Annotated in this window: 21 protein-coding genes; 11 read left to right on the top strand and 10 right to left on the bottom strand. The window is 46.0% G+C overall.

The genetic code is table 11. The features are described from left to right. Window positions 1-6 precede the first annotated feature (6 nt). Window positions 7-1,497 (top strand): arabinosylfuranosidase ArfA, encoded by a 1,491-nt coding sequence (arfA, locus tag FAY32_RS01795; protein ID WP_143461717.1) that lies wholly within the window; start codon window positions 7-9, stop codon window positions 1,495-1,497. Between the two features lie 282 nt (window positions 1,498-1,779). On the opposite strand, the gene recQ is transcribed toward arfA, so the two are convergent. Continuing rightward, on the bottom strand, window positions 1,780-3,552 hold the full coding sequence (recQ, locus tag FAY32_RS01790; RefSeq protein ID WP_143461716.1) for a DNA helicase RecQ: 1,773 nt from the start codon (window positions 3,550-3,552) through the stop codon (window positions 1,780-1,782). Window positions 3,553-4,002: 450 nt separating this feature from the next. On the opposite strand from recQ, the gene FAY32_RS01785 reads away from it, so the two are divergent. Then, window positions 4,003-4,443 carry a MarR family winged helix-turn-helix transcriptional regulator gene (locus FAY32_RS01785; RefSeq protein ID WP_143461714.1) on the top strand — a complete coding sequence of 147 codons (441 nt, stop codon included), beginning with the start codon at window positions 4,003-4,005 and terminating at the stop codon, window positions 4,441-4,443. A 64-nt stretch (window positions 4,444-4,507) separates the two neighbouring features. Further along, window positions 4,508-5,491: an FAD-dependent oxidoreductase gene (locus FAY32_RS01780; RefSeq protein ID WP_143461712.1), complete on the top strand. Its 984-nt coding sequence runs from the start codon at window positions 4,508-4,510 to the stop codon at window positions 5,489-5,491. 179 nt (window positions 5,492-5,670) lie between these two features. Here the strand turns inward: FAY32_RS01780 and FAY32_RS01775 are convergent, their stop codons facing one another. Next, window positions 5,671-6,546, bottom strand: coding sequence for a tyrosine-protein phosphatase (locus FAY32_RS01775; RefSeq protein WP_143461710.1), 876 nt, complete (start codon window positions 6,544-6,546; stop codon window positions 5,671-5,673). 217 nt (window positions 6,547-6,763) lie between these two features. Here FAY32_RS01775 and FAY32_RS01770 point away from each other — a divergent pair, with 217 nt between their 5' ends. Further along, complete coding sequence (locus tag FAY32_RS01770) at window positions 6,764-7,531, top strand: ion transporter (RefSeq protein ID WP_143461708.1); 768 nt, start codon at window positions 6,764-6,766, stop codon at window positions 7,529-7,531. 80 nt (window positions 7,532-7,611) lie between these two features. Next, on the top strand, window positions 7,612-9,015 hold the full coding sequence (locus FAY32_RS01765; protein WP_143461706.1) for a C69 family dipeptidase: 1,404 nt from the start codon (window positions 7,612-7,614) through the stop codon (window positions 9,013-9,015). A 174-nt stretch (window positions 9,016-9,189) separates the two neighbouring features. On the opposite strand, the gene FAY32_RS01760 is transcribed toward FAY32_RS01765, so the two are convergent. From FAY32_RS01760 to FAY32_RS01745, 4 genes are all read right to left on the bottom strand, one after another. Next, window positions 9,190-11,724 (bottom strand): M1 family metallopeptidase, encoded by a 2,535-nt coding sequence (locus FAY32_RS01760; protein WP_143461705.1) that lies wholly within the window; start codon window positions 11,722-11,724, stop codon window positions 9,190-9,192. A gap of 77 nt (window positions 11,725-11,801) precedes the next feature. Further along, complete coding sequence (locus FAY32_RS01755; protein WP_143461703.1) at window positions 11,802-12,284, bottom strand: flavodoxin; 483 nt, start codon at window positions 12,282-12,284, stop codon at window positions 11,802-11,804. Window positions 12,285-12,560: 276 nt separating this feature from the next. Continuing rightward, window positions 12,561-13,634: a mannonate dehydratase gene (uxuA, locus tag FAY32_RS01750; RefSeq protein WP_191988125.1), complete on the bottom strand. Its 1,074-nt coding sequence runs from the start codon at window positions 13,632-13,634 to the stop codon at window positions 12,561-12,563. Window positions 13,635-13,638: 4 nt separating this feature from the next. Further along, window positions 13,639-15,255: a mannitol dehydrogenase family protein gene (locus FAY32_RS01745; protein WP_143461699.1), complete on the bottom strand. Its 1,617-nt coding sequence runs from the start codon at window positions 15,253-15,255 to the stop codon at window positions 13,639-13,641. Window positions 15,256-15,423: 168 nt separating this feature from the next. On the opposite strand from FAY32_RS01745, the gene FAY32_RS01740 reads away from it, so the two are divergent. The 6 genes from FAY32_RS01740 to FAY32_RS01715 all read left to right on the top strand — a co-directional run bounded on the left by FAY32_RS01740 (window position 15,424) and on the right by FAY32_RS01715 (window position 21,424). Beyond that, window positions 15,424-16,089: a GntR family transcriptional regulator gene (locus tag FAY32_RS01740; protein ID WP_143461697.1), complete on the top strand. Its 666-nt coding sequence runs from the start codon at window positions 15,424-15,426 to the stop codon at window positions 16,087-16,089. 238 nt (window positions 16,090-16,327) lie between these two features. Further along, window positions 16,328-17,887, top strand: coding sequence for an MFS transporter (locus FAY32_RS01735; protein ID WP_143461696.1), 1,560 nt, complete (start codon window positions 16,328-16,330; stop codon window positions 17,885-17,887). Window positions 17,888-17,901: 14 nt separating this feature from the next. Next, window positions 17,902-18,267 carry a hypothetical protein gene (locus FAY32_RS01730; RefSeq protein WP_143461694.1) on the top strand — a complete coding sequence of 122 codons (366 nt, stop codon included), beginning with the start codon at window positions 17,902-17,904 and terminating at the stop codon, window positions 18,265-18,267. Window positions 18,268-18,272: 5 nt separating this feature from the next. Then, window positions 18,273-19,688 carry a glucuronate isomerase gene (gene uxaC, locus FAY32_RS01725; RefSeq protein ID WP_143461692.1) on the top strand — a complete coding sequence of 472 codons (1,416 nt, stop codon included), beginning with the start codon at window positions 18,273-18,275 and terminating at the stop codon, window positions 19,686-19,688. 102 nt (window positions 19,689-19,790) lie between these two features. Next, on the top strand, window positions 19,791-20,753 hold the full coding sequence (locus FAY32_RS01720; RefSeq protein ID WP_143461690.1) for a sugar kinase: 963 nt from the start codon (window positions 19,791-19,793) through the stop codon (window positions 20,751-20,753). A 14-nt stretch (window positions 20,754-20,767) separates the two neighbouring features. Next, window positions 20,768-21,424, top strand: a complete 657-nt coding sequence (locus FAY32_RS01715; protein ID WP_143461688.1) for a bifunctional 2-keto-4-hydroxyglutarate aldolase/2-keto-3-deoxy-6-phosphogluconate aldolase — start codon at window positions 20,768-20,770, stop codon at window positions 21,422-21,424. A gap of 122 nt (window positions 21,425-21,546) precedes the next feature. Here the strand turns inward: FAY32_RS01715 and guaA are convergent, their stop codons facing one another. The 4 genes from guaA to FAY32_RS01695 all read right to left on the bottom strand — a co-directional run bounded on the left by guaA (window position 21,547) and on the right by FAY32_RS01695 (window position 25,222). Continuing rightward, complete coding sequence (gene guaA / locus FAY32_RS01710; protein WP_191988133.1) at window positions 21,547-23,088, bottom strand: glutamine-hydrolyzing GMP synthase; 1,542 nt, start codon at window positions 23,086-23,088, stop codon at window positions 21,547-21,549. Window positions 23,089-23,292: 204 nt separating this feature from the next. Continuing rightward, complete coding sequence (locus FAY32_RS01705) at window positions 23,293-23,871, bottom strand: hypothetical protein (RefSeq protein ID WP_143461684.1); 579 nt, start codon at window positions 23,869-23,871, stop codon at window positions 23,293-23,295. A gap of 11 nt (window positions 23,872-23,882) precedes the next feature. Then, the gene (gene coaA / locus FAY32_RS01700) at window positions 23,883-24,806 is read right to left on the bottom strand and encodes a type I pantothenate kinase (RefSeq protein ID WP_143461682.1); all 924 of its coding nucleotides are present in this window, start codon (window positions 24,804-24,806) and stop codon (window positions 23,883-23,885) included. 215 nt (window positions 24,807-25,021) lie between these two features. Then, window positions 25,022-25,222, bottom strand: coding sequence for a hypothetical protein (locus tag FAY32_RS01695; protein WP_143461680.1), 201 nt, complete (start codon window positions 25,220-25,222; stop codon window positions 25,022-25,024). Window positions 25,223-25,457 lie beyond the last annotated feature (235 nt).

The raw sequence follows: 25,457 nt of genomic DNA, 5'->3' as shown, positions 1-25,457 counted from the left end.
TTTTTTATGCAAGGAAAATTAACCGTTGACCCCAGCAATCAAATTTCAAAGATTGATGACCGGGTCTACAGTGCTTTAATTGAGCATCTCGGTCGCGCCGTTTACGATGGCCTTTATAACCCGGGAAATGCTAAGTCTGACGACAACGGCTTCCGCCAAGACGTTGTTAAGGCCGTTAAAGACTTAAACATCGACTTGATTCGCTACCCCGGTGGGAACTTCGTCTCCGGTTTTAACTGGGAAGACAGCGTTGGTCCTAAGGAAGATCGGCCTACTCGTCTTGACCTAGCTTGGCGAAGTATCGAAACCAACCAGTTTGGTCTCCATGAATTTATGAAATGGACCAAGCAGACTGGCACGCGTCCCGACATGGCCGTTAACTTAGGCAGCCGTGGCATCGATGCTGCTCGTAACCTTATCGAATACTGCAACTTTCCTGGTGGGACGTGCTGGAGTGACTTGCGGAAGAAAAACGGTGCCGACAAGCCCTTTAATATTAAGACCTGGTGCCTGGGTAACGAAATGGATGGTGACTGGCAAATCGGTCACAAGAACGCTGAAGAGTACGGTCGCTTAGCCCACGAAACAGCTAAGGTCATGCGGCTCGTTGACCCCGACATTGACTTGGTCGTCAGTGGCAGTTCAACGCGTGAAATGGCAACGTTTGGTAGCTGGGAAGAAACCGTCCTCGACCACACTTACGATGATGTCGACTACTTGTCCCTTCATCGTTACTACGGCAACGAAGAAAATGACCTTCACAACTTCCTGGCGAAATCCGTGGACTTCGACGAATTTATTAGCGGTATCGTTGCCGTTTGTGACGCCGTTAAGGCCCGTAAACACAGCGATAAGACCCTTAACTTGGCCTTAGATGAATGGAACGTTTGGTATCACTCCCACAAACAAGATGATGAAGCGACGCCTTGGCAACAAGCACCACACTTGCTGGAAGACCACTACAACTTTGAAGATGCCTTGATGGTCGGCACCATGCTGATTACGTTGTTGAAGCACGCTGACCGGGTCAAGATTGCCTGCCTGGCACAACTCGTGAACGTCATCGCACCAATCATGACGGACGACAACGGGGTCTGGTTACAATCTATCTTCTTCCCATTCATGCAGGTCTCCAAGTACGGTCGTGGGATTGCTTTAGCACCTAAACAGGAATCCGCTACTTATGACAGCAAGGACTTCAAGGCTGTTCCTTACTTGGATAGCTTGGCCGTTTACAACCAGGAAAACAGTGAAATTGTTGTCTTTGCCGAAAACAAGGGTGAAGACGCCATGGACTTTAGTACCGACCTGCGTGACCTAAATGCCAAGGAAATTGTTGAAGCCACACAATTCTACGGCTACGACATCAAGCAGACTAACGAAGACCAGTCGATGGCCATTCAGCCAAATAACAACGTCCAATTAGACGCCAACGGCTTGCATACCACGTTACAACCTTTGTCTTGGAACATGTTCCGGATCAAGGTCAGCAACTAGTCGTCATTAACTGTGTCAACTACAGGGAGTCTGAGACTTTTTGTCTCAGGCCCCCTGCTTTTTTATGTATTGGAACACATATACGCACTTTGCCTTCCCAATCGAATTAAGAAATCCACTGGTGAGACCCTCGTACAACACTGTCCTCCTTGGCACCTGTCACCTAATTGGCATAACTAACAACAAGATTACCCTAATTGAAATTTTGATCAAAGTGAACTGGCTTCAAAATAAAAGAGGCAGTCCGGTTGATTGATCCGTTCTGCTTCTTAGACAATAACTTTATTTATTTTCCCGAATAACCGTCATAAATGTCGCCCCGTATTTCTCCAACTTGCTCTGACCGACACCCTTCACGGATAGGAATTCCGCCTCATTCGTTGGCAGGACTTCACACATGCCATGAAGCGACTTATCCGAGAAGATGACAAATGGCGGTACATGTTGTTCTTCTGCTAAACTGCGCCGTAACTCGCGGAGCTTTCCAAAAAGTTCGTCATTCTCTGGCACTAGGCGTTTAACCTGTCGCGCCATCTTACGGTAGACTTGCTCTTCTCCTTTAAGGACTGCCGCACCAGTAGCCGTAACTTGCAGTGTCGGGTACTGACCACCAACACTCTGCAGGTAGCCTGCCGCGGATAAGAAATCAATTAACTCGCCGACACTCTTTTGACGCTGCCCCTGCATGATGCCATACGTGGGTAACTCTTCCAAATGGTTCTCCCGAATTCGCTGGTTGTGGGCGCCTGTCAAAACCTGGGCTACAATGCCTTTACCATAACGTGACCGCAGCCGAACAACACACGATAACACCTTCTGGGCCGCGGTCGTCACATCTTGTGCTTCCCGATCATCCAGACAGTTACTACACCTGCCACATGGCTCCGAGTCCTCGCCAAAGTAGGCCAAAATAAACTGTTGCAAGCACCCTTGCGTGTTGGCATATTGATTCATCACCTGTAATTTATGGTAGGAACGCTGACGGTGCTCCTCGTCCATTTCTTCCGACTGGTCAATGAAGAACCGTTGAATCTGTAGGTCCTGCGCGCGATACAGCAAAATGGCCTCACTAGGTAAGCCATCCCGACCAGCCCGGCCCGCCTCTTGATAGTAGGCTTCTAACGTGCCCGGCACCTGCGCGTGAATCACAAACCGCACGTTACTCTTGTCGATACCCATCCCAAATGCATTGGTCGCAACCATGACCTGAATCCGATCATATAGGAAGTCTTCCTGATTTTGCCGCCGTTCTTCATCGGGCAGTCCTGCATGGTAAGCCGCAGTTCGAACATGATGGCGCGTCAACATTTTTGTCAGCCGCTCAACTTCTTTACGCGTACTGGCATAAATAATTCCCGTTTCACCGGCGTTAACTTTCAAATAATCCAAAATATAACGATCCGTATCTTGGTTCTTGACCACAGTCAGGTTGAGATTGTCCCGTGCGAATCCGGTGTTAACCTCATTTTGTGGCGCAATCTTTAATTGCTGCCGAATGTCATCTACCACCTGCTCCGTCGCCGTCGCCGTGAGTGCCAACACTTGTGGCTTAGTGGGTAATTGTTCGATTGCCGTACTCAGTGCCAGGTAGCTCGGCCGAAAATCATGTCCCCATTGTGAAATACAGTGTGCTTCATCCACAGCTAATAAGTCAATTGGCAACCGCCCCAAAGCTTGAATAAAGGCTGCTGAGTCTAGGCGTTCGGGGGCAACATAGAGTAACTTGTAAGCACCATCGTGTAGTGCTGCTAGCCGTTCTTGAATCTCCGGCCATTCTAATGAACTATTGATAAAGGTTGCCGGAATTCCACTGTCATTTAACGCATCGACCTGATCCTTCATCAAGGAAATCAGCGGCGACACAACTACCGTAATCCCCGCAAACAACATCGCCGGAATTTGATAACACAGGGACTTCCCGCCACCCGTAGGCATGATGGCTAAGCTACTATCTCCGGCTAGCACATGTTCAATCACTGCGCGTTGGCCCGGACGAAATTCGTCGTAGCCAAACGTTGTCTTTAATACTTGTTGTGCTGCCGCTAAATCTATCATGGCTGGCTCCTTAAATAATCATTTCTTCTTTATATCGTCTTGCTCAATAGTCCTATTTTAAAGGCTAATGCCGAGTAATACAACCGAACGCCCTGTAACTTTCTTGCCTAGATTCATATTTAATTTGTAATCAAAACCCTAAATTCCCAAAAAATTGCGGCCGTATTCCAAAATTAAAATAAAAATTTCTGGCCATAAATCACTCCTAAAATCGATTCACAATCACCTCACACATTGACCAATATGGCTAATTTTGATTTGCCATGTAAAACCCGTCATCACACGAAAGGGTAACGATTTCAACCAGTTTGTAGGCCTTATAACAAGCTAACTATTTAGATATTAATTAAACTGACATTACCTGTAATGTTCACTAAATATAGTTGACAGCTAAGATAAACTAGCTTATAGTAAATTAAATCGTACGCAATTGAATTGGAGTGATCGCGCATGGCACCAGACGATATGACTTTAACCAACCAACTATGTTTCTCGGTCTACCACGCTAGCCGGCTGTTTACCAAATTTTATAAGCAGGCCCTCGAACCATTTCAGCTAACTTACCCGCAGTATCTCGTCCTCCTTTCACTATGGGAAGAGGATCGACAACCGCTACATAAGCTTGGCGAACGGCTCGACTTTGGTAGCAATACTCTGACACCTTTATTGAAGCGGATGGAAACAAATGGTTGGTTGACACGTCGTCTGCCAGCTACCGACCATCGACAATTGATTGTTTCCCTGACTGAACAGGCACGGGACGCGAAACCAGAAATATTTGCCGCTATTCATCAATGTGTTGCCCAGCAGAATGTTGATGTTAGTAAATACAATGACACCCTAGCTATGAATCACGAATTGATTGCTACCCTACAACGGATGCTCAAGTAGCATCTTTTCTTCATTCGTATCAATCGTGCACGACCAAAATTTAGAAAACGAGGTTTTTCAATTAATGATAGAAACAAATTACGACGTCGTCCTTATTGGCAGTAGCCACGCAACATGGCATACCGCGACCATACTCAACCAAGCAGGCAAATCGGTGGCCCTTATCGAACGGGACACTAATCGCTTGTCGAGCGAACCCGCTGAACTACTCGCACAACTTCAGGATTACCGCGACCAACGGCTGACGACGGCCGCCATTGATTGGAAAAGCTTCAGAACCTACAAACAGCACGTCATTGATCCCCTTCCCCGCCAAATGACGACTCGACTGACCCAAGCAGGTATCGCCGTTTTCCATGGCTCCGCCGTTCTCATGGGCAACCACTGTATTCAAATTAATGGCGAAGTGATTCGCGCTGCAAAAATTGTTATCGGGACCGGTCGGCATTCAAAGCGACTTCAAATCAGTGGCTGGGAGTTCATGCATGATAGCCATGACCTTCTCAATCTGTCAGAGTTACCCGCTCACGTAACTTTCATCGGGGCCAGCATGGCTTCCTTGAAGTTTGCCGCCTTAATTATGGAATTGGGTGCTCAGGTCACGATTATTGATCACGACTCACACATGGTAAATGGTTTTAATTCCAGCCAAGCTTCTAAACTCATTGCTAAAATGGAAGCGGCTGGCGCCAAATTTTACTTCAATGACACTGCCCACGCCATTGCTATAACACCCACAGGCTACAAGGTCATCACCTCCAACGGCGCTAACCTTGCCACTGGCTACGTGTTGAACATGACTGACCGCGAACCAAATGTGACACACCTGGGGTTGGAGAATGCCGGGATTTACAGTAACCCTAACGATATTGCGGTCGACGATCATTTACGCGCTAACGGTGACAATATCTACGCAATCGGCGACGTGATTGCCAAACAACGGGCTAAGGTGACACCAGCCATCACGGTTGAAGCCACCTACGTTGCCAATCAGATTTTAGGCGATACTGCACCTATCACTGACTCTAGCCTGACCACGGCAATCTAGTCTAAATTGGGCGCACTATGTCTGCTAGATATAGACTCAAGTTACATCCGCACTGATAGTAATTCAACTAGAAACACTTAAGGCTGAGCTGATGGCTAACCATTTGCTCAGCTTTTTTTAAAAGCCTGAACAGTGACGCGTTCAGGCCTTTTTTGGAGGAGCTTACTTTTTATAACTGGTTACTTCGTCAAATACATTGCCCGTAACTGTGCTTTTTTATGAGTAGTCAAGCCAATCTTCGTCTTCAAAAAGTTGTCCACCGAACCATATTTTTGATTAATCGTCTTGTAGGCAGCATTCAAGTAGGACTTCTTAACGGCTTTCAACCGACGGAAATTGGCCCGCGCATTCTTATTCGTCGTCACTTTATCCATTGCCGAAATCGCAATTTTGTTTTCCTGAGCTAAGTTATGATTGGAACGTAGATATTCTTTCATAATCGTCTGCTTGCTGACCCCCATCGCGGACAGGAAGAGCATTGCACCAATTCCAGTCCGATCTTTACCATCCGTACAATGAAAGAGAGTCGATCCCTTCTTTTGCTTAAGCAACTGGTTAAAGAAAATTTTGTACCCCTTGATTGAGATTTTATCGCTGACTAAACCTTGGTAGAATTCTGGCATATGATTAGGATCCATCGTCGCTAACTGTTGGGCAAACTCTGCTTGTGAGTTACCACCAAAATTAGAGTCCTTGACCACACCATCTTTAATGTATTTTACGTGAGCAATCTTAACGTCGGGTGTGTTTTTAATTTCATTACCCGAACGAAAGTCAACCACTGTTTTCAATTTATATGTTGATGTAATGACCTTGATATCATTTTTGGTGTAATTGATCATCTTGTTTGAGCGGATAATCCGATGGGCTTTAATCCGATGACCATTCTTAGTTTTGATGCCGCCCATGTCCTGAACGTTACTAGCACCCTTCAACGGAATCTTTGTACCATAAATCGTTTTACTTGCTGCATTAGCAACAACCGGCGTCCCCATACTCCCAAATAGCATTGTTCCTAACACAACGGTCAAACCGGTTTTCATCATCTGATTCATCTTTTAATTTCCTCCCTGAAAGTTGTATCTCCTCCAGTTGTAAACGTTACCATAATCAGGACACCCCGTAAAGCATTAATCTATATTTTATATTTAGATTATAAACAAAATTGGTCGACAACTGGTATAGTTAGCCCACTTCCACTACCAAGCCATCCCCTTGAGTACCTCAGTTTTGTCATGTCATACTGAACACAATTAAGGGGGGGTGAGTCGTATGAGCTCGTGGCAAAAAGCATATAATCTTGGTGTCGTCATTTTGGCGCTCTGGTCAATTACCTTGGCAATCCTTGACTTCTCCAATCTGATTCACATTCAAGAGCTTCCTTGGTGTGTCATGGATGATGGCATCTTAGCCGCTTTTACCGTGGACTACGTTGTCCGCTTCGCAAGATCTAAGCAAAAATGGGTCTTCTTTCGCCACAACATTTTCGATCTCTTGGCCATCATTCCGTTAAGTACCATCTTTAGTTTCTTCCGTTTAGCGCGGATCACCCGTTTATTTCGACTCGTCCGTCTCTTCCGGTTCATCCGCTTGATTGGTTTCATTGGTAAGCTTCGCCAGACACTGAAACGTTTTCTGCGCACCAACGGTTTCATTTACTTAATCTGGGCCTGCATGGCCATCTTGATTCTCGCCGCTACGCTTTATTCCTATGCCGAACACGTCTCCTGGGGAGAGGCTCTGTGGTGGGCCATTGCCACTGCCACCACGGTCGGTTACGGCGACGTTGCCCCACACACAACTGTCGGCAAGGTTGCCGCCACCCTGCTCATGCTCGTCGGCATCGGCTTTATTGGCGCGCTGACGAGTACCATCACCACCTACTTCGCGAATCGGGGGAAATCGTCCGAGTATCAGCGCGTTACCCAACAACTGACTGCCATTGAAAAACAGAATCAGGAATTGCGCGACCTGCTACGATCCACCCGGCAATCCCCTTCCCCCGACGAAGTTCAGCACAAGACTGATACCACGCCATAAATGCGCCAACCATCTGCGCAACCACTTCTCTTCTCATGGGTTTCAATGATATAATACGGGTTAAAAGGAGTGCTGCATTCATGGAAAAACGAATTAAAGGTTCATGTACCACCATTTTGGTTGGAAAAAAAGCCTCACTCGATGGTTCAACGATTATTTCGCGGAACGACGATGGTCACGAGGCCCTCGACCCTGAAAAATTTGTCGTGGTCAATCCTGCTGACCAACCACGCGACTACAAAGCCGTTATCAGTGGTGTCGAGGTTAAATTACCCGATAACCCATTGCGTTACACATCTATTCCCAACTCAATTTTAACGAACGGTATCTGGCCAGCTGCCGGAATCAACAGCGACAACATCGCCATGTCCGCGACTGAAACGATCACCACTAACTCACGCATCTTGGGCATCGACCCTTACGTTGCTGGTGGTATTGGTGAAGAAGACTTGGTAACTTTGGTCTTGCCTTACATTCACAGCGCCCGCGAAGGGGTTGAACGTTTAGGTAGTCTCTTAAAAGACTATGGGACTTACGAACCAAACGGTATTGCCTTTTCCGACAACAACGAAATCTGGTGGCTTGAAACCATCGGTGGTCACCACTGGGCTGCTAAGCGGATTCCAGACGATGCTTATGTCGTTGCCCCTAACCGGATGAACATCGATTTCTTCGATTTCAGCGCTGACGACACCATGGCCTCTGATGACCTGGAAGACATGATTGAAACCTACAGCTTAAACCCTGATTTCGATACGGTTAACCTCCGTCACATTTTCGGTAGTGCTTCTACCAAGGATACAGTTTACAACAACCCGCGTGCTTGGTTCGGTCAAAAGTACTTCTCCCCTGATGTTGAACAGGACCCGCAAGACCAAGACCTGCCATTCATCTGCCACGCTAACCGCAAGATTTCCATTGAAGACGTTAAGTACGTATTGAGTTCTCACTTTGAAAACACGAAGTACGACGTTTACGGCGACGGCTCCGAAGCCGACAAGACGAAGTTCCGGCCAATCGGTATCAACCGGAACCACGATGTGCACATTCTCCAAATCAGAAATAACGTGCCTGACAGCATTGCCGGTATTCACTGGTTAGCCTTTGGTGCCAACACGTTCAACACGGTCGTTCCTTTCTACGCTAACGTTGACGACACACCCGCCGTTTACAAGGATGCCGATGGCACATTCAACTTGAATCACATGTACTGGTTGAGCTGCACCACCGCTTTACTGGGTGACACGGACTACGACTTATACGTCGACTTCCGTAACACCTTTGCCTTAGAGGCTATGGGCGCTTACCGTAAGATTCAAAATGACACGGACGCCGCTATCAAGAACGGTGCCGACGTTAATATTTTGAAGGACGCTAACGAAAAGTTGTCCAATGAATCCTTCACGCGTCAAACCAAGTTACTGGGTGACATGGTCACGTTTGGTTCAGAACACATGAAGCTACGGTACAATTTAAACGATTAATTCTAGAATTGCCTTCCCTTCAATCTGGGGAGGGCTTTTTTGTTAAATCATTATTGGCTACAATAACTATGTGATCACCGAAGATGCCTAATCATATCATCTTAGTTCTAAATCTTAATCATAATAAAAAGCTCACTGGCAATTATTCTCCCAGTGAGCTTCTTTTATGAAAATCTATTTTGTCGCTTCAGCAACCGCTTCATTCACGGCCGTCTTTTCGTCTTCAATCAAGGCAACACGGGTCTCGATGACCTTGGTGTCCATCGTTATTTCCCGGGTTAACCCTGGTGTATTCAACTTCGGTTCAAAGAAGGCCTTAAACTCGGCCAACCGTTCTGGCGTATGGAAAACACCAGTCGTCACGGTGATGTACGTGGTAAATTCCATGTCGCCACCAACCGTGTTTTCCAGCCATTGCCAATCGTTTCTGATCCAATCCCAAGCGGCTTGTTCACCATCAGAATTGTTCAACACACCACGATACCAAGCGCGCAAGTCTTGCGGCTTAACAGTATCGGCATCTTCAAAGACACCAATCAATTTGGCAATCAAGGTTGCATCCGATGTCGTTGGCAGTGCCGCTGCAAGATCAGCCTTGTAACTGGCATCGCTAGACTTCCGGTAGTCATTCAAGAGTTGGTCGAAGACCTCAGCGTCGCTAAAGTTCTCCACCTCATTGGCTAAAATGAAGACCCGGACAGCCGCTGGCAACCCAGCCAAGTTATCTTGGTTGGCAACGAACAACTTGTGGGCAGCCGCAATCGATTCCGGATTCTTCGCATATAAAGCCGCATTCAATACGAATGGCCGCGTCAGTTGGTCATCGTTAGATTCGCCAGCCCGAGGGGTCCACCCCAACCGAGCAACCTGTTTGGCACTCAGACGGTCAAATAATCGTCGTAATGCTTTTTCTTCAGCAGAATCAGGAGTGACAAACTTCCGTAGGTTACCCGCAACGCCATACAGAACATCGTTAACGACCGTTGAACGGCTGTCCGCAAAGCGACTCAGTAATGGCACAATTGCTGCGTATGAAATTTGGCGTCCCTCAGCTAACAACCGTAAGTCTTGAAGTAATTGCAATTGCGCAATGGCGTCCAAGGTGTCTAAGTTGGCCAAGATGTCTTGTAACAAGGTGTCATCGTACTTCACGATAAAGTGCGAGTTGTTGCCCACGTTCAAGCGGAAAGGCTGACCACTGGCCTGACGCAATTCCGCGTAGTCACCTAAGGTCATGGACTTGTCCGCTAAAATTTCAGGAACCGCATCGTAGTTGCCGTTCAAAGGTACTTGCCATTGACGGCCAGCATCCTTGCCCTCGCCAACGAAGAATTGTTGTTGGCTGATAGTCAATTTGCCATCGACCACTGCGGCGGAAACAACGGGATAACCTGGTTGTTCGAGCCAAGAGTTCATGATGGCGCCAACGTTCATACCAGAAGCAGCCCCGAGCGCAGCCCAGAGATCAGCCCCGGTGGCGTTGCCGTAATGGTGAGTAGCAAAGTAGTTCTTCAAACCAGCCCGCAAGGCATCGTCACCGATCAAGGCCCGAACCATGACTAGCATCCGTGCGCCCTTTGCGTAAACAATGGCCCCATCGAATAGTGCATCAATTTCAGCTGGATCTTCGACCTGCACGTGAACAGATTGCACGCCATCCGTGGCATCCCGTTGCAGCGCCATTGGGGCTTCGGACGTCTGGAAGACTTCCCAGATGTGCCAGTCAGGTTCAATCGCGTCGATAGCGACGTATTCCATCATGTTGGCAAAACTTTCGTTCAACCAGAGATCATCCCACCACTTCATAGTCACCAGATCACCGAACCATTGGTGAGCCAATTCATGGGCAATAACTGTCGCGACCCGTTGTTTCGTTTCAAATGACGTGTTGTCGGGGTCTAAGACCAGGTAGGCTTCCCGGTAAGTCACCAATCCCCAGTTTTCCATGGCGCCAGCTGAGAAATCAGGTAAGGCCAGTTGCCAAGAATGTGGCAATGGATATGGTGTCTGGTAGAAGTCTTCGTAGAATTCAATCGACCGCTTGGCAATGTCCAAAGCAAAGTCGAGTTCTTTAGGTTGATGCGCTTTGGTGGAGAAAACCCCCACCTTGACACCACTCTTGGTCGTCGTCAACTTGCTTTGCATCTCCCCGAAAGCAAAGGCAATCAGGTAAGAGGACATGCGGACCGTGGTATCAAAATAGTGAACACCATCGACAACCTTCACTTCGGGCATGTTGCTAATAACTGTTTCGCCTTCGTGTTCGTCGAACTTGATAGCGAGGTCAAACGTGGCCTTGGCTTCGGGTTCGTCGACACAGGGGAAGGCTTGGCGCGCAGCCGTCGTTTCAAACTGGGTGCCGATCAATTCCTTTTTCTCTCCATTGAGTTCGTAATATGACGGGTAAATGCCCATCATGCTATCAGTCAGGGGTGCGGTGAAGTCGATAGCCACCGTGGTCTCTCCGGTCTTGCCCAGGTCAATGTGAATACCTTCACTCTGGTCGTCAAAGGTGAAAGGAACGTCCTTACCGTCAGCCTTAACGGCGCTGATGGTCATAAACTTCTGGTGGATTGCGATGCTAGCTTGCTTGGCGTCACCAGTAATGGTGGACGTCCCAGAGATCAGCTTCGTCGCCCGGTTGATATCGAGGTACACGTTGTAGTGCGTTGGTTGAAACAGTTCGTAAAAATGTGTGGATTCTGCCATATTTTTCTCCTTAAATTGTTAGAATAAACTCATTATACGACAATTGGTTGCGAGACGCTACGAATGACGCGAGCAAATTAACGCTGACCCTGTTTTAACCAGGATTCGACTTCTTGACCATTGATTGTGTGGGTAAACCGCCGGCCGGGTTGCCAATTGATGCTGGGATAGGCACAACGTAAGCGGTCATTAGCAACCGCAACTGGGGTTGTGCTGGAGGTACAGAACTGCCAGACGGCCTTGCCACGTAACAGATTTGTTTCGAGTAAGGTGTTGACCACGTGTGGAACCTGACTCCACCAGATGGGCGCGCCGAGGTAGACGGTGTCCGCCTGTTCAAGTAACCGCTGATTGGGTAACTGAATGGCTGGTCGAACGGTATCATCAGCGGATTCAAGTGATACGCGACTGGTTGGGTTGTGCCAGTCAAGGTCATCAGGTGTATAAGGCTGTTGCGGTTCGAGTGGCACTAACTGTGCGCCGGTCACACGCGAGATTTTCTGAGCAACCGCGGCGGTGTGCCCAGTGCAAGAGAAATATAAAACGATTTGTTTTGACATAGATGGGATAACTCCTTTTCAGTCACGTTTAATTTCTAGTTACTTTAGTTATACACCTTGATAGTTGGTGGAGAAAATAAAAAGTGTAAGTCGGTAATCTGTGATTAAGTTTATCGCCAGTTTCATCCTCACAAATGAAATAAACCCATTAAAGACGGTTTTAACCATCTATACTTTCTTAATTAACAAAAAAAGATTCAATCCAAAAATGAATTGAATCTCCAACACATAATTTATGCACGCATACAGTTACTATGCCTCAATCATGCTTGAATATTACTTATTCTTTTCTAACGCTTCCCAGAGACCATTAAGATAAGCAATCCCTAATGCTCGATCATACAAACCATAGCCTGGAACACCGTCTTCACCCCAGATATTACGTCCGTGATCTGGACGAATATAGCCATCAAAGTTCGTATCATGAAGTGCCTTCATAATCTCATACATATCAAGGCTACCACATTCACTTAGGTGAGCTGATTCATGGAAATCGCCATTACCATTCATGAACTTAATATTGCGGGCGTGAATGAATGGTGCCCGATCTTTACCAACAAATTCACGAATAATAGCTGGGACATCGTTGTTAGGATTTTCACCTAAAGAACCCGTACAAATGGTGAATCCATTGTACTTAGATTCATGCATGGCTTCAATCGCACGCATATCTTCAGCATTCTTGTAAATCCGTGGTAAACCAAATAGTGGACGCGGTGGATCATCCGGATGCATTGCCATCCGGACATCGCATTCCTCACAAGTTGGAATAATTGCATCCAGGAAATACTTCATGTTTTCACGTAGCTTATCCTCATCAACACCCTTGTAGGCGTTGAAAAGTCCCTCGATTGTTGCCAACCGTTCTGGTTCCCAACCTGGCAAAGTGTAGCCATTGGACCCATTACGGGTAGAATCGATAATTTCTTGTGGATCATCAGCTAATTTTTCAGCTTCAAATGCCATGTCATTGGAGCCATCTTTTAAAACATAATGTAGATCCGTCCGTAACCAATCAAATATCGGCATAAAGTTGTAACAAATAACTTTAATTCCATATTCAGCTAAATTACGAATCGTTTGTTTATAGTTTTCAATGTATTTATCACGACTAGGCTTACCAATCTTGATATCATCATGAATGTTGACGGATTCAATAACTTCAAGCTTCAAACCAGCAGCTTCAACTTCCTGCTTAAGTTTAGCAATTTTTTCTTTCGGCCATACTTCACCAACCGGTACGTCAAACAACGCACCGACAACCTGAGTAGTTCCAGGAATTTGGCGGATGTTTTGTAAGGTAATCGGGTCATCATCTGGCCCATACCAACGGAACCCCATATTTTTCATAGAATTAATCTCCTAACACTTCATGTAATGTCTTCGCAACAGCACCCTTACCAGCAATCATTGCAGTAAAGTAAGCTTCAATCTTAGGCGTCAGCCCGGCAGCTTCAAGATCCGTTGGGAAAATTTGCTTATTCGTCAAAATTGGCTTCAAAACAGCATGTGCGTCGACAGCGTCTCCCAATTTAATATTCTCAACGTATGGTTGTAATTTATCTAGCAGGGGATCAAAGCTAGGTGTGAATGGTGTGCCGTCATCTTTGACTGCCATCAAGAAACGACACCAACCGGCAATGATTAATGGAATTGCTTTAAGGTCACTGGTACTCTTCCCCTCGTCCAGGTAATGTTTCAAAGTAACACCGTACCGAATTGGAATCTTCTGTGAACTATCACTAGCAATCCGCTGTGGCGTATCTGGAATATTTTTATTAGGTAAGCGTTTGTTAATAACTTCGTCAATAAAGTGCTTTGGATCAATAATCTTTGGATCCTTTACAACTGGCAAGTCTTCGTTATATCCAACCTGTTTTACTAGAGCAACTAAGTCTGGATTAGTCATTTCTTCGGCAATACTGTTGTAACCAAGTACCGAACCAAAAATGGCAAGACCTGTGTGCAACGGATTCAAGCATGCTGTAACCTTCATTTGATCGGCATCATTAACTGTGTCGCGATCAGTAAGAATTACACCAGCCTTATCTAAAGCTGGCCGACCATTTGGAAAACTGTCTTCAATGACCAGATAATTTGTCACCTCAGTATTACCAAAAGGCGCAATGTTAGTATGCTTAGCCGTATGAATAATATTAGTATCTTCAAAGCCACTATCTTTGAGAATCTTAGCAACAGATTCTGCTGGGTTTGGCGTAATCCGATCAATCATACTCCAAGGGAAACTTACTTGCTTGGGATTCTTGAGATAGTCAACAAATTCTGCTGGAACCGTCCCATTAGCTTCCCAACCCGTTGCAATCGTCAAGATAGCTTCCTCAAACCGTTTGCCATTTTCTGAGAAGTTATCAGTCGATACCATGGCGATCGGTAACTTACCCGCATTAAAACGAGCGAGCAGCAGTCGGGCAATAGCGCCCATGTTGGTACGAGCATCATCTGGATTACCAGCGATATCAGCCTGTGCAGCCTCAGTTAAGTCACCATTGACATCGCGTAGAGCATAACCCTTTTCAGTAATTGACATTGTCACAAACTGGAGACTCTTTTTTTCAAAAATCCCTTTTAGTTTCGACCAGCCATCTGTATTGGCTTTATTGTAATAAATAGCATCTGCCACACTAGCAATCAAAGTTTTATCGTAATTACCAGCTTCATCCATAACAACCTGTAAGACACGGTTGTCATACGGCTTGTAAGCTTGTTCGATTACGCCATCATCATAGGTTTCAGCAACAATGACGCCCGCTTGTAATTCGCCAGCATCCAGCAAGTCTTGGGCCAGCTTGGCATGGAAACAACGGAATAAGTTTCCACCGCCAAAATGAACCCACACTGGAGCCTCTTGTGCAGCCTGCTTGACTTCAGCTTGATCAAACTTTGGTACCGTAATACCAGCTTTAGTGAAGGCTGCAGCATCTTGAAGATAATCATCAGTTAAGCGCACCATGATGGTATGCTCCTTTCAAGTTTAGCAATATTTTGAATTACACTAATATATCAGTTCACGTAAAAACCTTAACATGTGTTGAAACCGATTACAAGTCTAAATTATTTTTTGTTTATGCTTGGCAAAATTGTTATACTTTAGTTGAAAAACAGGCAGGGGGAGTCATAGATGGTTGAAATAACAAATTTTCAAGATGAAGCGTACGTTGCCATTCGTAATAAAATTCTACGTCTAGAGCTCAAGCCGGGGGATCGCATTAATAAGAAGGAGTTACAAAACGAACTCTCCATCGGTGCAACTCCCATGCGCGAAGCATTTTTACGTCTCAGTCGTGAGGGCCTTCTCCGAGTACGCCCGCAAAGCGGTACTTACGTTGCTAAAATCAGTGTTGATGAGGTTTATCAGGCACGTTTTGTCCGTGAAAACATTGAAAAACTGGTTGTTGCCGAAACAATCAACCATATCACTGAGGTCGACCTAAATGAGCTACAAAGACTGATTCAGTTGCAAGAACTCTACCTTCACTCAAAAGATTATGATCATTTTTTCAATCTAGACGAAGCCTTTCACCAGGCCTTTTACAAGATTGATCATAAGGAATTTGTGTGGAACTGGCTACAGGTTGTTAATCTCCAGTTCAATCGTTTCCGTTACCTTCGACTGGAAGTTGCAGACCTCGATTGGCAGCAGATTTTCGATGATCATCGTGCCATTGTAGCTGCTGTCGCAGATAAGATACCTACCCGTGCGGAAACCTGTGTTAGTCGTCACTTGCATATGGTCGATGATGACATTAAGGTGGCCTTAAAGATTCATCCCGATTTCTTTGAATGACGACTATTCTTAGCCTTAAAAGTGTCTGGCCATGAATTTTTTTATCCTTGCTAAAGACGCCACTTCGCATTGAAGTGGCGCCTTTTCTTGTTCACAATTTAATTCTTTGAATGAACATTCACAAAAAACATATTGACTTTATTCAAAAAGCAGATAGAATGAAAGCGTATTCAGATATACTAATATTTCAGTTCACGGAATATTTGCAATTATTGGCGCTTCGAAAGGAAGAATTATTATGGGACATACTCGCTGGGTCTACACACCCAAAGAGATCAATGTTAAACGTGGGGTTGCCTATGGTTTAACTGACCTCATGGGTGGTGGCTGGAACAACATTGTTTCTGGAGTCATCTTCGCTTATCTAACGCTTTCTGTCGGTTTGAATCCCGCAATGGCCGGTGCGATTACTGGTATTGCTCGTGTCTTTGATGCTATCTTCTGTTTAATTTTTGGGACAATTACCGATGGCTTCTACAAGACAAACCTTGGTAAGAAATACGGTCGGCGACATTTCTGGATGTTCATTGGCCTAATTGGTTTTGCTATTTCTTTCTTGGCCTTTTGGGTACCAGCCACATCCATTTTCGGACCTGGACATGACTTCGTCTACTACTTAGTTGTTTACACGTTAACTGAACTCTTCGTTGGGATGATTCTGATTCCTTGGGAAACTTTACCAACAGAAATGACGACCGACTATACCAAGCGAACTGTCCTCTCTGGTTCTCGGATGTTTATCTCTGCTACTGGAACCTCACTAGTTTTCTTCATTTTGGCTATTCTACAATCCTTACCTAGTGCCGAAGCAAAGAAGAATGCTTATCTCTTTGCCGGAATTCTCTGGACTGTTCTGTTTGTAGCTGCAATTTACATCTCCTACCGCAGCACTTGGGAACGTCCATTGACGAAAGAGTTCATCGCTGAACTTGATGCTCGTCCAAAGTTAACCGTTGGTCAGTACATCAAAGAAACATTGCACGACTACGGTCAAACTTTCCGGAACCTCGCATTCAGTAAGCATTTAACCATTTATATTTTCTCCTTCACTGGAAAAGATTTCTATGCAACATTGTTGCCAACATTCATTGTTGTCTGCATGGGAATGTCTTCAAATATTCCTTGGGTCCTCAATGCGTTTGCCGTATTTGGAATCCTATCAACCTTAGCTGCTGCAAAGTTGATGATTACTCACGGACCTCGCTTCCTTTACAGCTTGTCATACATAGGCATTATCGTTGCATTACTTGCTTATGGGGTGACTTACTTCTTACATGTTAAGAACCCACTAACTATTTTGATCATTATCACGATTGTTTATCAATTATCCCGTGGGATTCTTGAATTTACGCCATGGAACGTCTTCCCATTCATCCCCGATGTTGACCATATTATGACTCGTGATGACAAAGCGGGAACCTACGCCGCCGTCATGACTTTCTTCCGTAAATCTACTGGTGCTTTAGCAACTTGGATTGCCGGGATTTTATTGGAAGAAATCGGTTATGTCTCAACTGCATCGACGCAAGCTGCCGGTGTCACCGGTAAAATCGCCTTGCTCTTCGTAGTGGCTCCACTGGTCTTAATTGTCGTTGCCCTAGTTGTTTCCTGGACATTCAAGTTGAACCGGCAAACACATGCTGTTCTACAAGGTGAAATTGATCGTTTGGAACAAGGTGGTGACAAACGCGACGTAACCCCTGAAGCCAAGAAGGTTGCTGAAGAGTTAACTGGCCATCCATACGACGAATTGTGGCCAGATGAAACTTATGAAGAAACGCAAACTGATAAAGATTAAGGAGTGAGCTATAGATGTCAACTACGGTTATTGTCTACAATCAACCAGAGCAAAAGTTCCTAAATCAAGACTTTAACGGCAACACGCCGGCTAAAGTGGATCTCAGTAGTATCGGCCTCAACACCGACGCTGAATTGGGAAAACTAGTTCAAGCGGATACTTTTGCCTTAGTTTTCAACGGAACGACTTGGTCCAGTCAAACCTACATGCAATGGGAAGATCTACGCATCAACGAAGCACTGCAGGCAGTTAAAGCCAACTACACCGAAAAGACTCAAGGAATCTTAACGCGTTTTGTTGCTAGTATGGATATCAAGTATCAAGGCAAGATGTCTTGGGTAGAATTGTTGAACGAATTAGGTAAAGAAATCGAGGAGTGATTCTTATGACTTTATTAAATGATGATTTTCTATTAACCACTGGTGTTGCCAAAAAGCTATTCCACGAATATGCACAGAATGAGCCGATTATCGATTATCACTGCCACTTGGAACCAAAGGAAATTTACGAAAACAAAAATTACGCCAACATCTCTCAAATTTGGATCAATGAAGGCTTGTACGGTGACCACTACAAGTGGCGGTTGGAACGTGACCATGGTGTCCCCGAAGAATTGATTACCGGTGACGGTGATGATTACGACAAGTTCGTGGCTTGGGCCAAAACGATCAATGATTCATTAGGTTCTCCATTGTACGAATGGACTCACCTGGAATTACGTCGCTTCTTTGGCATCAATAAGCGCCTTGATCCTAGCACTGCCAAAGAAATTTGGGATGAAGCTAATCAACAACTTGCGACCCCTTCCTTCACACCTCGTGCTTTAATTGCACGTTCTAACGTTCAAGTGGTTGTCACGACTGACGCACCAGAATCCGACTTAAAGTACCATGAATTATTAGCTAAAGAACATCTCGCCTTCAAAGTTCTTCCCGGCATGCGTCCCGACGATGCTTTCAACATTACTGCTGATACTTATGCCGACTACTTAAAGCGATTAGGCTCTGCAGCTGGTATTACGATCACTAGTTTCAAGACGTTAACTGAAGCGATGGCCCAACGTGTTCAATTCTTTGCCGATCACGGTGGCAAGATTGCTGACCTCGGCTTAAACACTTACTACTACGCTGATGCATCAGACGCTGAACTTGAAACTATTTTTGCTAAGGGAATGGCCAACGAATCCTTATCAGCCGATGATTTGAATAAATTCACGACTGCTCTGGTTGAAACTATGATGCAACTCGCTCAAAAACACGATTGGGTTCTCCAATATCACGTAAACGTTGCCCGTTCACAAAACAAGCCAATGTTCGACAAAATTGGTCCTAACACGGGCTTTGATTCCGTTGGGACACAGGCTGACCTGACCGAACAAGTTCGTCGCCTGTTCTACGACGCCCAAACCAAGGGAATCCTTCCTAAGACAATCTTCTACTCCCTAAATCCTAACGACTGGATGGCCATTGCCACCTTACTGGGTAACTTCCAAGAAGGACCCGTTCAAAAGATGCACCTTGGCGCTGGTTGGTGGTACAACGACACCCGTGATGGTATGGAAGACCAGATGAAGCTTTATGCCAACACTGGTATGTTCCCCAACTTCTTAGGCATGTTAACCGATAGTCGCTCCTTCCTATCCTACCCACGTCATGAGTACTTCCGTCGTGTAATGTGTGATGTTATCGGTCAATGGGTTGCTCGCGGACAAGCTCCTGACGATCTTGAGTACTTGGGTAAAATCGTGAAGCGCATCAGTTACGAGAACGCACGTGACTACTTCGGTTTCTTCAACGACTAACCCTATCTAGACGAAAGGGACGCGAATATTTCGCATCCCTTTTCATTTTAGAAATTTTACTATACTCCACATAATCGCAGATAAGAAAAGAGGAATAAGCATATGGCTGAATTCTTAACAATCGGTGAACCCATGGCCGTCTTTGCGTCTACTAACGTTGATCAAACTTTAGTAGACGCCACTGACTTTTCAAAGTTTGTGGCGGGCGCCGAATTAAACGTTGCCATTGGTGTCTCACGTCTTGGTCACCAGTCAGAATATATTTCAGCGGTCGGCCAAGATCCCTTTGGCAAATTCATTCGCAAAGCAATGACGGCTTCCAAAGTTGGTAACACTTATGTTAGTGAAGATGCTGAGCACTGGACCGGATTCTATTTAAAGGAACGGGTCAGCCATGGCGATCCAAAGACATTCTATTTCAGAAAGAACTCGGCAGCAGCTAACTTTAACGCGCAGACTCTTGATCAAATTGATTTCGATGACGTCAAGATTGCCCACCTCTCCGGTATCTTTGCTGCCCTATCTGACAACGATTTGACTGTCCTCAAGCTACTCAGTCAACGTTTACGGCAACACAACAAGTTCATCACTTTCGACCCCAATCTTCGGCCTGCTCTTTGGGATACTCAAGCGCGCATGGTGACCGTGACAAATGACCTCGCTAAGAATGCCGATCTTGTCATGCCAGGTATTCATGAGGGTGAGATTTTAATGGGGTCAACTGATCCGGAGAAGATTGCCGACTTTTACCTGAATCAAAGTGAGATAACGCAAACTGTTATCGTGAAATTAGGACCTAAAGGCGCCTACATTAAGCAGAGAAATGGACAGGCACAAACTATTCCTGGTTTTCATGTTCAGACTGTTGTGGACACAGTCGGTGCTGGTGATGGTTTCGCGGTTGGCTTAATCACCGGCTTACTAGACGGCTTATCAATTGCCAAAGCCGCACGTCGTGGTTGCGCAATTGGTGCTCTAGCTGTCATGAGCCCTGGTGACAACGACGGTTATCCAACACCAGCTGAGCTAGATACGTACTTACAGAGTCAACAAACTACAGAATAAGAAGGTTATATTTTATGAAAAGAGCAGATTTACTACAGAAAATGATCAACACGGGTGTCATTGCCGTCATTCGGGCCGAAACGCCGGAAAAAGCCGTTAAAGTTGCGGATGCTGTGATTGCCGGTGGTGTAACGGGATTGGAATTGACTTATAGTGTGCCCCACGCCGACACGGTTATTAGTGAATTAGTCGGTAAGTATGCAGATACTGACGTGGTTGTCGGTGCTGGTACCGTTTTAGACGCTACCTCCGCTCGATTAGCAATCATTGCCGGCGCACAGTTCATCGTTAGCCCTACTTTTGACAAAGAAGTGGCACTGATGTGCAATCTCTACCAAGTCCCTTACGTTCCCGGAACCTACACCGTTACAGAAGCCCAGACTGCCTTAAGATATGGCTCTGAGGTAGTTAAATTGTTCCCAGGGGCTATGGCTGGAACTGTGGCTATCAAGGAATATCATGGTCCATTCCCTTACTTAAATGTCATGCCATCCGGTGGCGTTAACGTTCAAAATATGAGCGACTGGTTTGCAGCTGGTGCGGTAGTTGTTGGTGCCGGTGGTGGTTTGACTGCCCCAGCAGCTGACGATGACTTTGCTGGCGTCACACAGAACGCTAAAGAATACATGGATGAATATAACCGGATTCAAAAGACACTTGTAAGCCTTTAATTAATGTTTGGATATAAAAAAGCGACCTCCCTTTTATAGGAGATCGCTTTTTGTGATAGTCCTAAAAATGGCCTACCAATTATAGACAAAAATCAAATCACGCAAATAGCTTAGAATGGGGCCTATTCCCATTCAATAGTCGAAGGCGGCTTACTCGTAACATCGTACAGAATGCGGTTCACATGATCCACTTCATTGACGATGCGAACAGAAATCTCCTGTAAAACATCCCAAGGAATGCGGGCAAAGTCAGCGGTCATGCCGTCAATCGACGTCACAGCCCGGATACCTACGGCGTAGTCGTAAGTCCGGCCATCACCCATGACACCCACACTCTTGATGTTTGGTAAGACCGTAAAGTATTGCCAAATATCGCGGTCGAGGCCGGCCTTTTTGATTTCTTCACGCAGAATCAGGTCACTATCGCGGACGATCTGTAACTTTTCTGGCGTGATTTCGCCAAGAACTCGAATTCCTAAACCGGGACCAGGGAATGGTTGCCGCCAAACGAGTTCGCTTGGCATCCCCAGCTTTTCACCCAACTCACGGGCTTCATCCTTAAACAAGGAACGGAGTGGTTCAATCAGCTGGAAGTGCATGTCTTCCGGCAACCCACCGACGTTATGGTGTGACTTGATAGTTTGTGCCGTATCAGTCCCACTTTCAATCACGTCCGTGTACAACGTTCCTTGGGCCAAGAAGTCGATACCATCGAGCTTTTGGGCCTCGTCATTAAAGACTTGGATAAATTCGTTACCAATGATCTTACGTTTCTTTTCAGGTTCAGTGACACCAGCCAGTTTGCTCAGGAAACGGTCTTGCGCATCGACTTTAACGATGTTCAACCCGAACTTTCCTTCCAAGCTATCCATCACTTGCTTGGCTTCACCCTTCCGCAAGAGGCCGTGATCGACAAAGATACTGGTCAATTGCGTGCCAATGGCCTTATGCAAGAGCACACCAACTACTGAGGAATCAACCCCACCAGACAGGCCCAACAAGACACGCTTGTTGCCGACCGTTTCACGGATGTGTTCGATTTGTAAGTCGATAAAGTCATCCATGGACCAGTTTGCCGCCGCGCCACAGACGTCAAAAGCAAAGTGCTTCAGAATGTCATTCCCATATTCTGTATTACGAACTTCCGCGTGGAATTGAATCCCGTAAAAGTTGCGGTCAACGTCCTGCATGGCAGAAATCGGGCAATTGTCACTGGTTGCCACACGTTCAAACCCATCTGGCACTTGCGTCACTAAGTCACCATGGCTCATCCAGACGGTCTGGGTCTTCGGCGTGTCCTTGAACAGTTTGGCATCTTCGCTCAACACGGTAATGTCTGCTCGACCGTATTCCCGGTTGTCTGCAGACTCAACTTTACCACCGGTCAAACTGTGGGCCATCAGTTGCATCCCATAGCAGATTCCCAAAATTGGAATTCCTAGGTTAAAAATCTCTGGGTCCACATTAAAGGCACTACTGTCATACACACTGTTTGGTCCCCCGGAGAAGATAATTCCCTTGGGGCCCCAAGCCTTGATCTCAGCCGCACTCATGGTGTGGGCCTTTAATTCAGAGTAAACGCCCATGTCACGAATCCGGCGCGTAATCAATTGATTGTATTGACTTCCGAAATCCAAAACGATAATCTTATCGAATTTGGACATATCCACGTTTGCCAAGCCATTCACCCTTTCTTCTTTTTCAACATTGGTTATATCATACAGATTTCTCAAACGATGGTCAATGCAAATCCGACCGATTTCGACTAAAACTGGGTCACCCGGTAAGTTGCAATTGGCCTTCACCACTGCTGCTTACTCCCGTGGTTCGGGCTTTCAGCGCCTGAAGTTTAGTCGCCAGAATAACGGCTAAGTTAATTTCAGGCGTAAATGATAATAGGCCTGTCTGTCCAACAACCGTCGCTGGGTCGCGACAAAGCCATATTCTGCTGCCAACGTCCCCAGTGGACTTCCCGGCCGCACGTCCATCCCCATCACCGGACAACCGCTTAACTTGGCCCGGTGAATCGCGTCACCCAAGAGCCATTCGTCGAACCATTTCTGCTGAAAAGTCTTATCCTTGGAACGGTTCCGTACCGTTAGTAAGTCTAAATACCATTCATCAGCCAGTGCGCGTGGCGTCACAACTAGTTGTTGGGGCGGCGTCACCTGCAACCGAGAAAACAGCGCCGACCACTGGTTATCTAACGTGCCTTCAACTGCCGCTGGATACCCATACGCCACGCCTACCGCGACGCCCTGATTTTGATAGACGCGCGCCTGGGCGTAGCCGTAGCGAAAATTAGGTTGGTGGTACCCGACGAACAACAATTGCGAGAGCTGCTCCTTACTGATTCGCCGTAGCCGCCGCAATTGGCGCCGTTCAAGCTCATGTAGTACCAGCATGGCCACTGCATCAGCGTCAACGATAGTCGCATCTCGTAACATTCGACCGCCTCCTAATACTTTCGCAGCAGTAATCGGTCAATACGATGATGGAAGGTCTTGTGAATGATCATGTCGGCGCGATTCCGGGTTGGCAAAATGTACTCTTCCAAATTTTTCAGATCAATGTCGCGCCAAACCGCTTTTCCTTTGGCCAGTGCCGCATCATGATCACCAATTGCATAGGGATAGTAATAATTGGTGGGGTCCTGAAAGGCCGTTTCCAGTAACAGTTCAAATCGTTCCAGGAACCAATTTTCCACTAAGCTCGGGTCAGCATCGACATAGATCGAAAAATCAGTAAAATCGCTGACGTAGATCTGTTCGTTCGTCGGCAATTGCAGGGTATTAATTCCCTCAACAATGAGCACGTCCGGATGCATAATGTATTCAAACTGATCAGGGACGATATCATAAACTTTATGCGAATAGACCGGCGCCTTAATTAATTTTTCACCGGCCTTCACCGCGTTTAAAAAGTGAATGAGTTTCGCCATATCATAACTTTCAGGAAACCCTTTACGGGCCATTAGATTACGTTTTTTTAATTCTTCATTACTATATAAAAAGCCGTCGGTCGTAATCAGCTGAATGCGTTGCCCCTTGAAATAGTGATTGAGCAAAACTTCCAACAGTCGTGCCGCCGTACTTTTCCCAACAGCAACGCTCCCCGCAATCCCGATGATAAACGGTACCCGGTGCTTCTTTTGCTGTAGAAAGGTCGCCTTATCCTGTTGGAGCTTTTGATAATGGTCGAACTCCAGGTGCAACAAATGAACCAACGGAATGTAAACATCTTGAACGTCTTGCAAGGAAATCCGATCATTGAACGCCTTGATTTGCCGCAAACTTTCTTGCGTCAACGGTAACGTGGCATCATCGGAAAACGCCCGCCACTGTGCGCGGGTAAATGCATTGTAATTAATGGGATCACTCATGGAGACACCTCAACTTTGGATAGAAATAATTACCCACCATTATACCGCAAAGTCGATCGTTTCCGACACTGAGAAGTTGTAAAATGGAGGCGCTTACTAAAACGGTTAGGAAAAAGATCGTTGTATGAAAAAAGGGCCCGAAAAATGGCCCCCGGTCCACGAAGCTTTCCCCGACAGTACACAGAGAATATTTTTTAATATCTCCGGTTGCAGAACTAAGCGTCACTCACTGGCCTTTCAGCTAACTTGCTAGTGATCAAGTCCAAAAGTTCGTGCAAATCGTCATCAGTCGCGTATTTTTTAATAAAGCTACGTGCTTTAGACCGCTCCGCAATGTACCGTACCCGTTCCTTGTTCTTTTTGTTCCATCTTTCATTGGCCGCTTTTTTGGCAGCAGTGTATGGCTGTACTGGCATAACTTCACTTTCCTTCTACACAGAATTAGCTCCGCACTCATGGAGAATACCTTGGGCAATGACACTGTAACAGCAGTCTAAGTCAGTTTCATTTAACCTCTTAAAGCATATCGTACCATCACCCCGTTGACAACCGCTTTAGTGTCAAATACGTCAAGAGAAAGGTTGCCCTACAAATCACTAACTAGCTAATATGACTAACTATATTTCTATCTATCATTAGTTTCCCAACAAA

The organism is Levilactobacillus enshiensis, assembly GCF_007115095.1.
Taxonomy (GTDB): domain Bacteria; phylum Bacillota; class Bacilli; order Lactobacillales; family Lactobacillaceae; genus Levilactobacillus; species Levilactobacillus enshiensis.
The sequence above is the reverse complement of the archived record's forward strand: the minus strand, read 5'-3'. Positions and strand labels throughout refer to the sequence as shown.

Coding starts and splice junctions, on each gene's coding strand:
- uxuA (WP_191988125.1), bottom strand. CDS start 13,634: ATGAAAAATATGGGGTTCCGTTGGTATGGGCCAGATGATGACCCGATT.
- FAY32_RS01720 (WP_143461690.1), top strand. CDS start 19,791: ATGGCTGAATTCTTAACAATCGGTGAACCCATGGCCGTCTTTGCGTCT.
- FAY32_RS01775 (WP_143461710.1), bottom strand. CDS start 6,546: ATGAATCAGATGATGAAAACCGGTTTGACCGTTGTGTTAGGAACAATG.
- FAY32_RS01735 (WP_143461696.1), top strand. CDS start 16,328: ATGGGACATACTCGCTGGGTCTACACACCCAAAGAGATCAATGTTAAA.
- FAY32_RS01730 (WP_143461694.1), top strand. CDS start 17,902: ATGTCAACTACGGTTATTGTCTACAATCAACCAGAGCAAAAGTTCCTA.
- FAY32_RS01715 (WP_143461688.1), top strand. CDS start 20,768: ATGAAAAGAGCAGATTTACTACAGAAAATGATCAACACGGGTGTCATT.
- FAY32_RS01755 (WP_143461703.1), bottom strand. CDS start 12,284: ATGTCAAAACAAATCGTTTTATATTTCTCTTGCACTGGGCACACCGCC.
- FAY32_RS01745 (WP_143461699.1), bottom strand. CDS start 15,255: ATGGTGCGCTTAACTGATGATTATCTTCAAGATGCTGCAGCCTTCACT.
- FAY32_RS01765 (WP_143461706.1), top strand. CDS start 7,612: ATGGAAAAACGAATTAAAGGTTCATGTACCACCATTTTGGTTGGAAAA.
- FAY32_RS01785 (WP_143461714.1), top strand. CDS start 4,003: ATGGCACCAGACGATATGACTTTAACCAACCAACTATGTTTCTCGGTC.
- uxaC (WP_143461692.1), top strand. CDS start 18,273: ATGACTTTATTAAATGATGATTTTCTATTAACCACTGGTGTTGCCAAA.
- FAY32_RS01780 (WP_143461712.1), top strand. CDS start 4,508: ATGATAGAAACAAATTACGACGTCGTCCTTATTGGCAGTAGCCACGCA.
- FAY32_RS01740 (WP_143461697.1), top strand. CDS start 15,424: ATGGTTGAAATAACAAATTTTCAAGATGAAGCGTACGTTGCCATTCGT.
- FAY32_RS01695 (WP_143461680.1), bottom strand. CDS start 25,222: ATGCCAGTACAGCCATACACTGCTGCCAAAAAAGCGGCCAATGAAAGA.
- arfA (WP_143461717.1), top strand. CDS start 7: ATGCAAGGAAAATTAACCGTTGACCCCAGCAATCAAATTTCAAAGATT.
- FAY32_RS01760 (WP_143461705.1), bottom strand. CDS start 11,724: ATGGCAGAATCCACACATTTTTACGAACTGTTTCAACCAACGCACTAC.
- guaA (WP_191988133.1), bottom strand. CDS start 23,088: ATGTCCAAATTCGATAAGATTATCGTTTTGGATTTCGGAAGTCAATAC.
- FAY32_RS01705 (WP_143461684.1), bottom strand. CDS start 23,871: ATGTTACGAGATGCGACTATCGTTGACGCTGATGCAGTGGCCATGCTG.
- FAY32_RS01770 (WP_143461708.1), top strand. CDS start 6,764: ATGAGCTCGTGGCAAAAAGCATATAATCTTGGTGTCGTCATTTTGGCG.
- recQ (WP_143461716.1), bottom strand. CDS start 3,552: ATGATAGATTTAGCGGCAGCACAACAAGTATTAAAGACAACGTTTGGC.
- coaA (WP_143461682.1), bottom strand. CDS start 24,806: ATGAGTGATCCCATTAATTACAATGCATTTACCCGCGCACAGTGGCGG.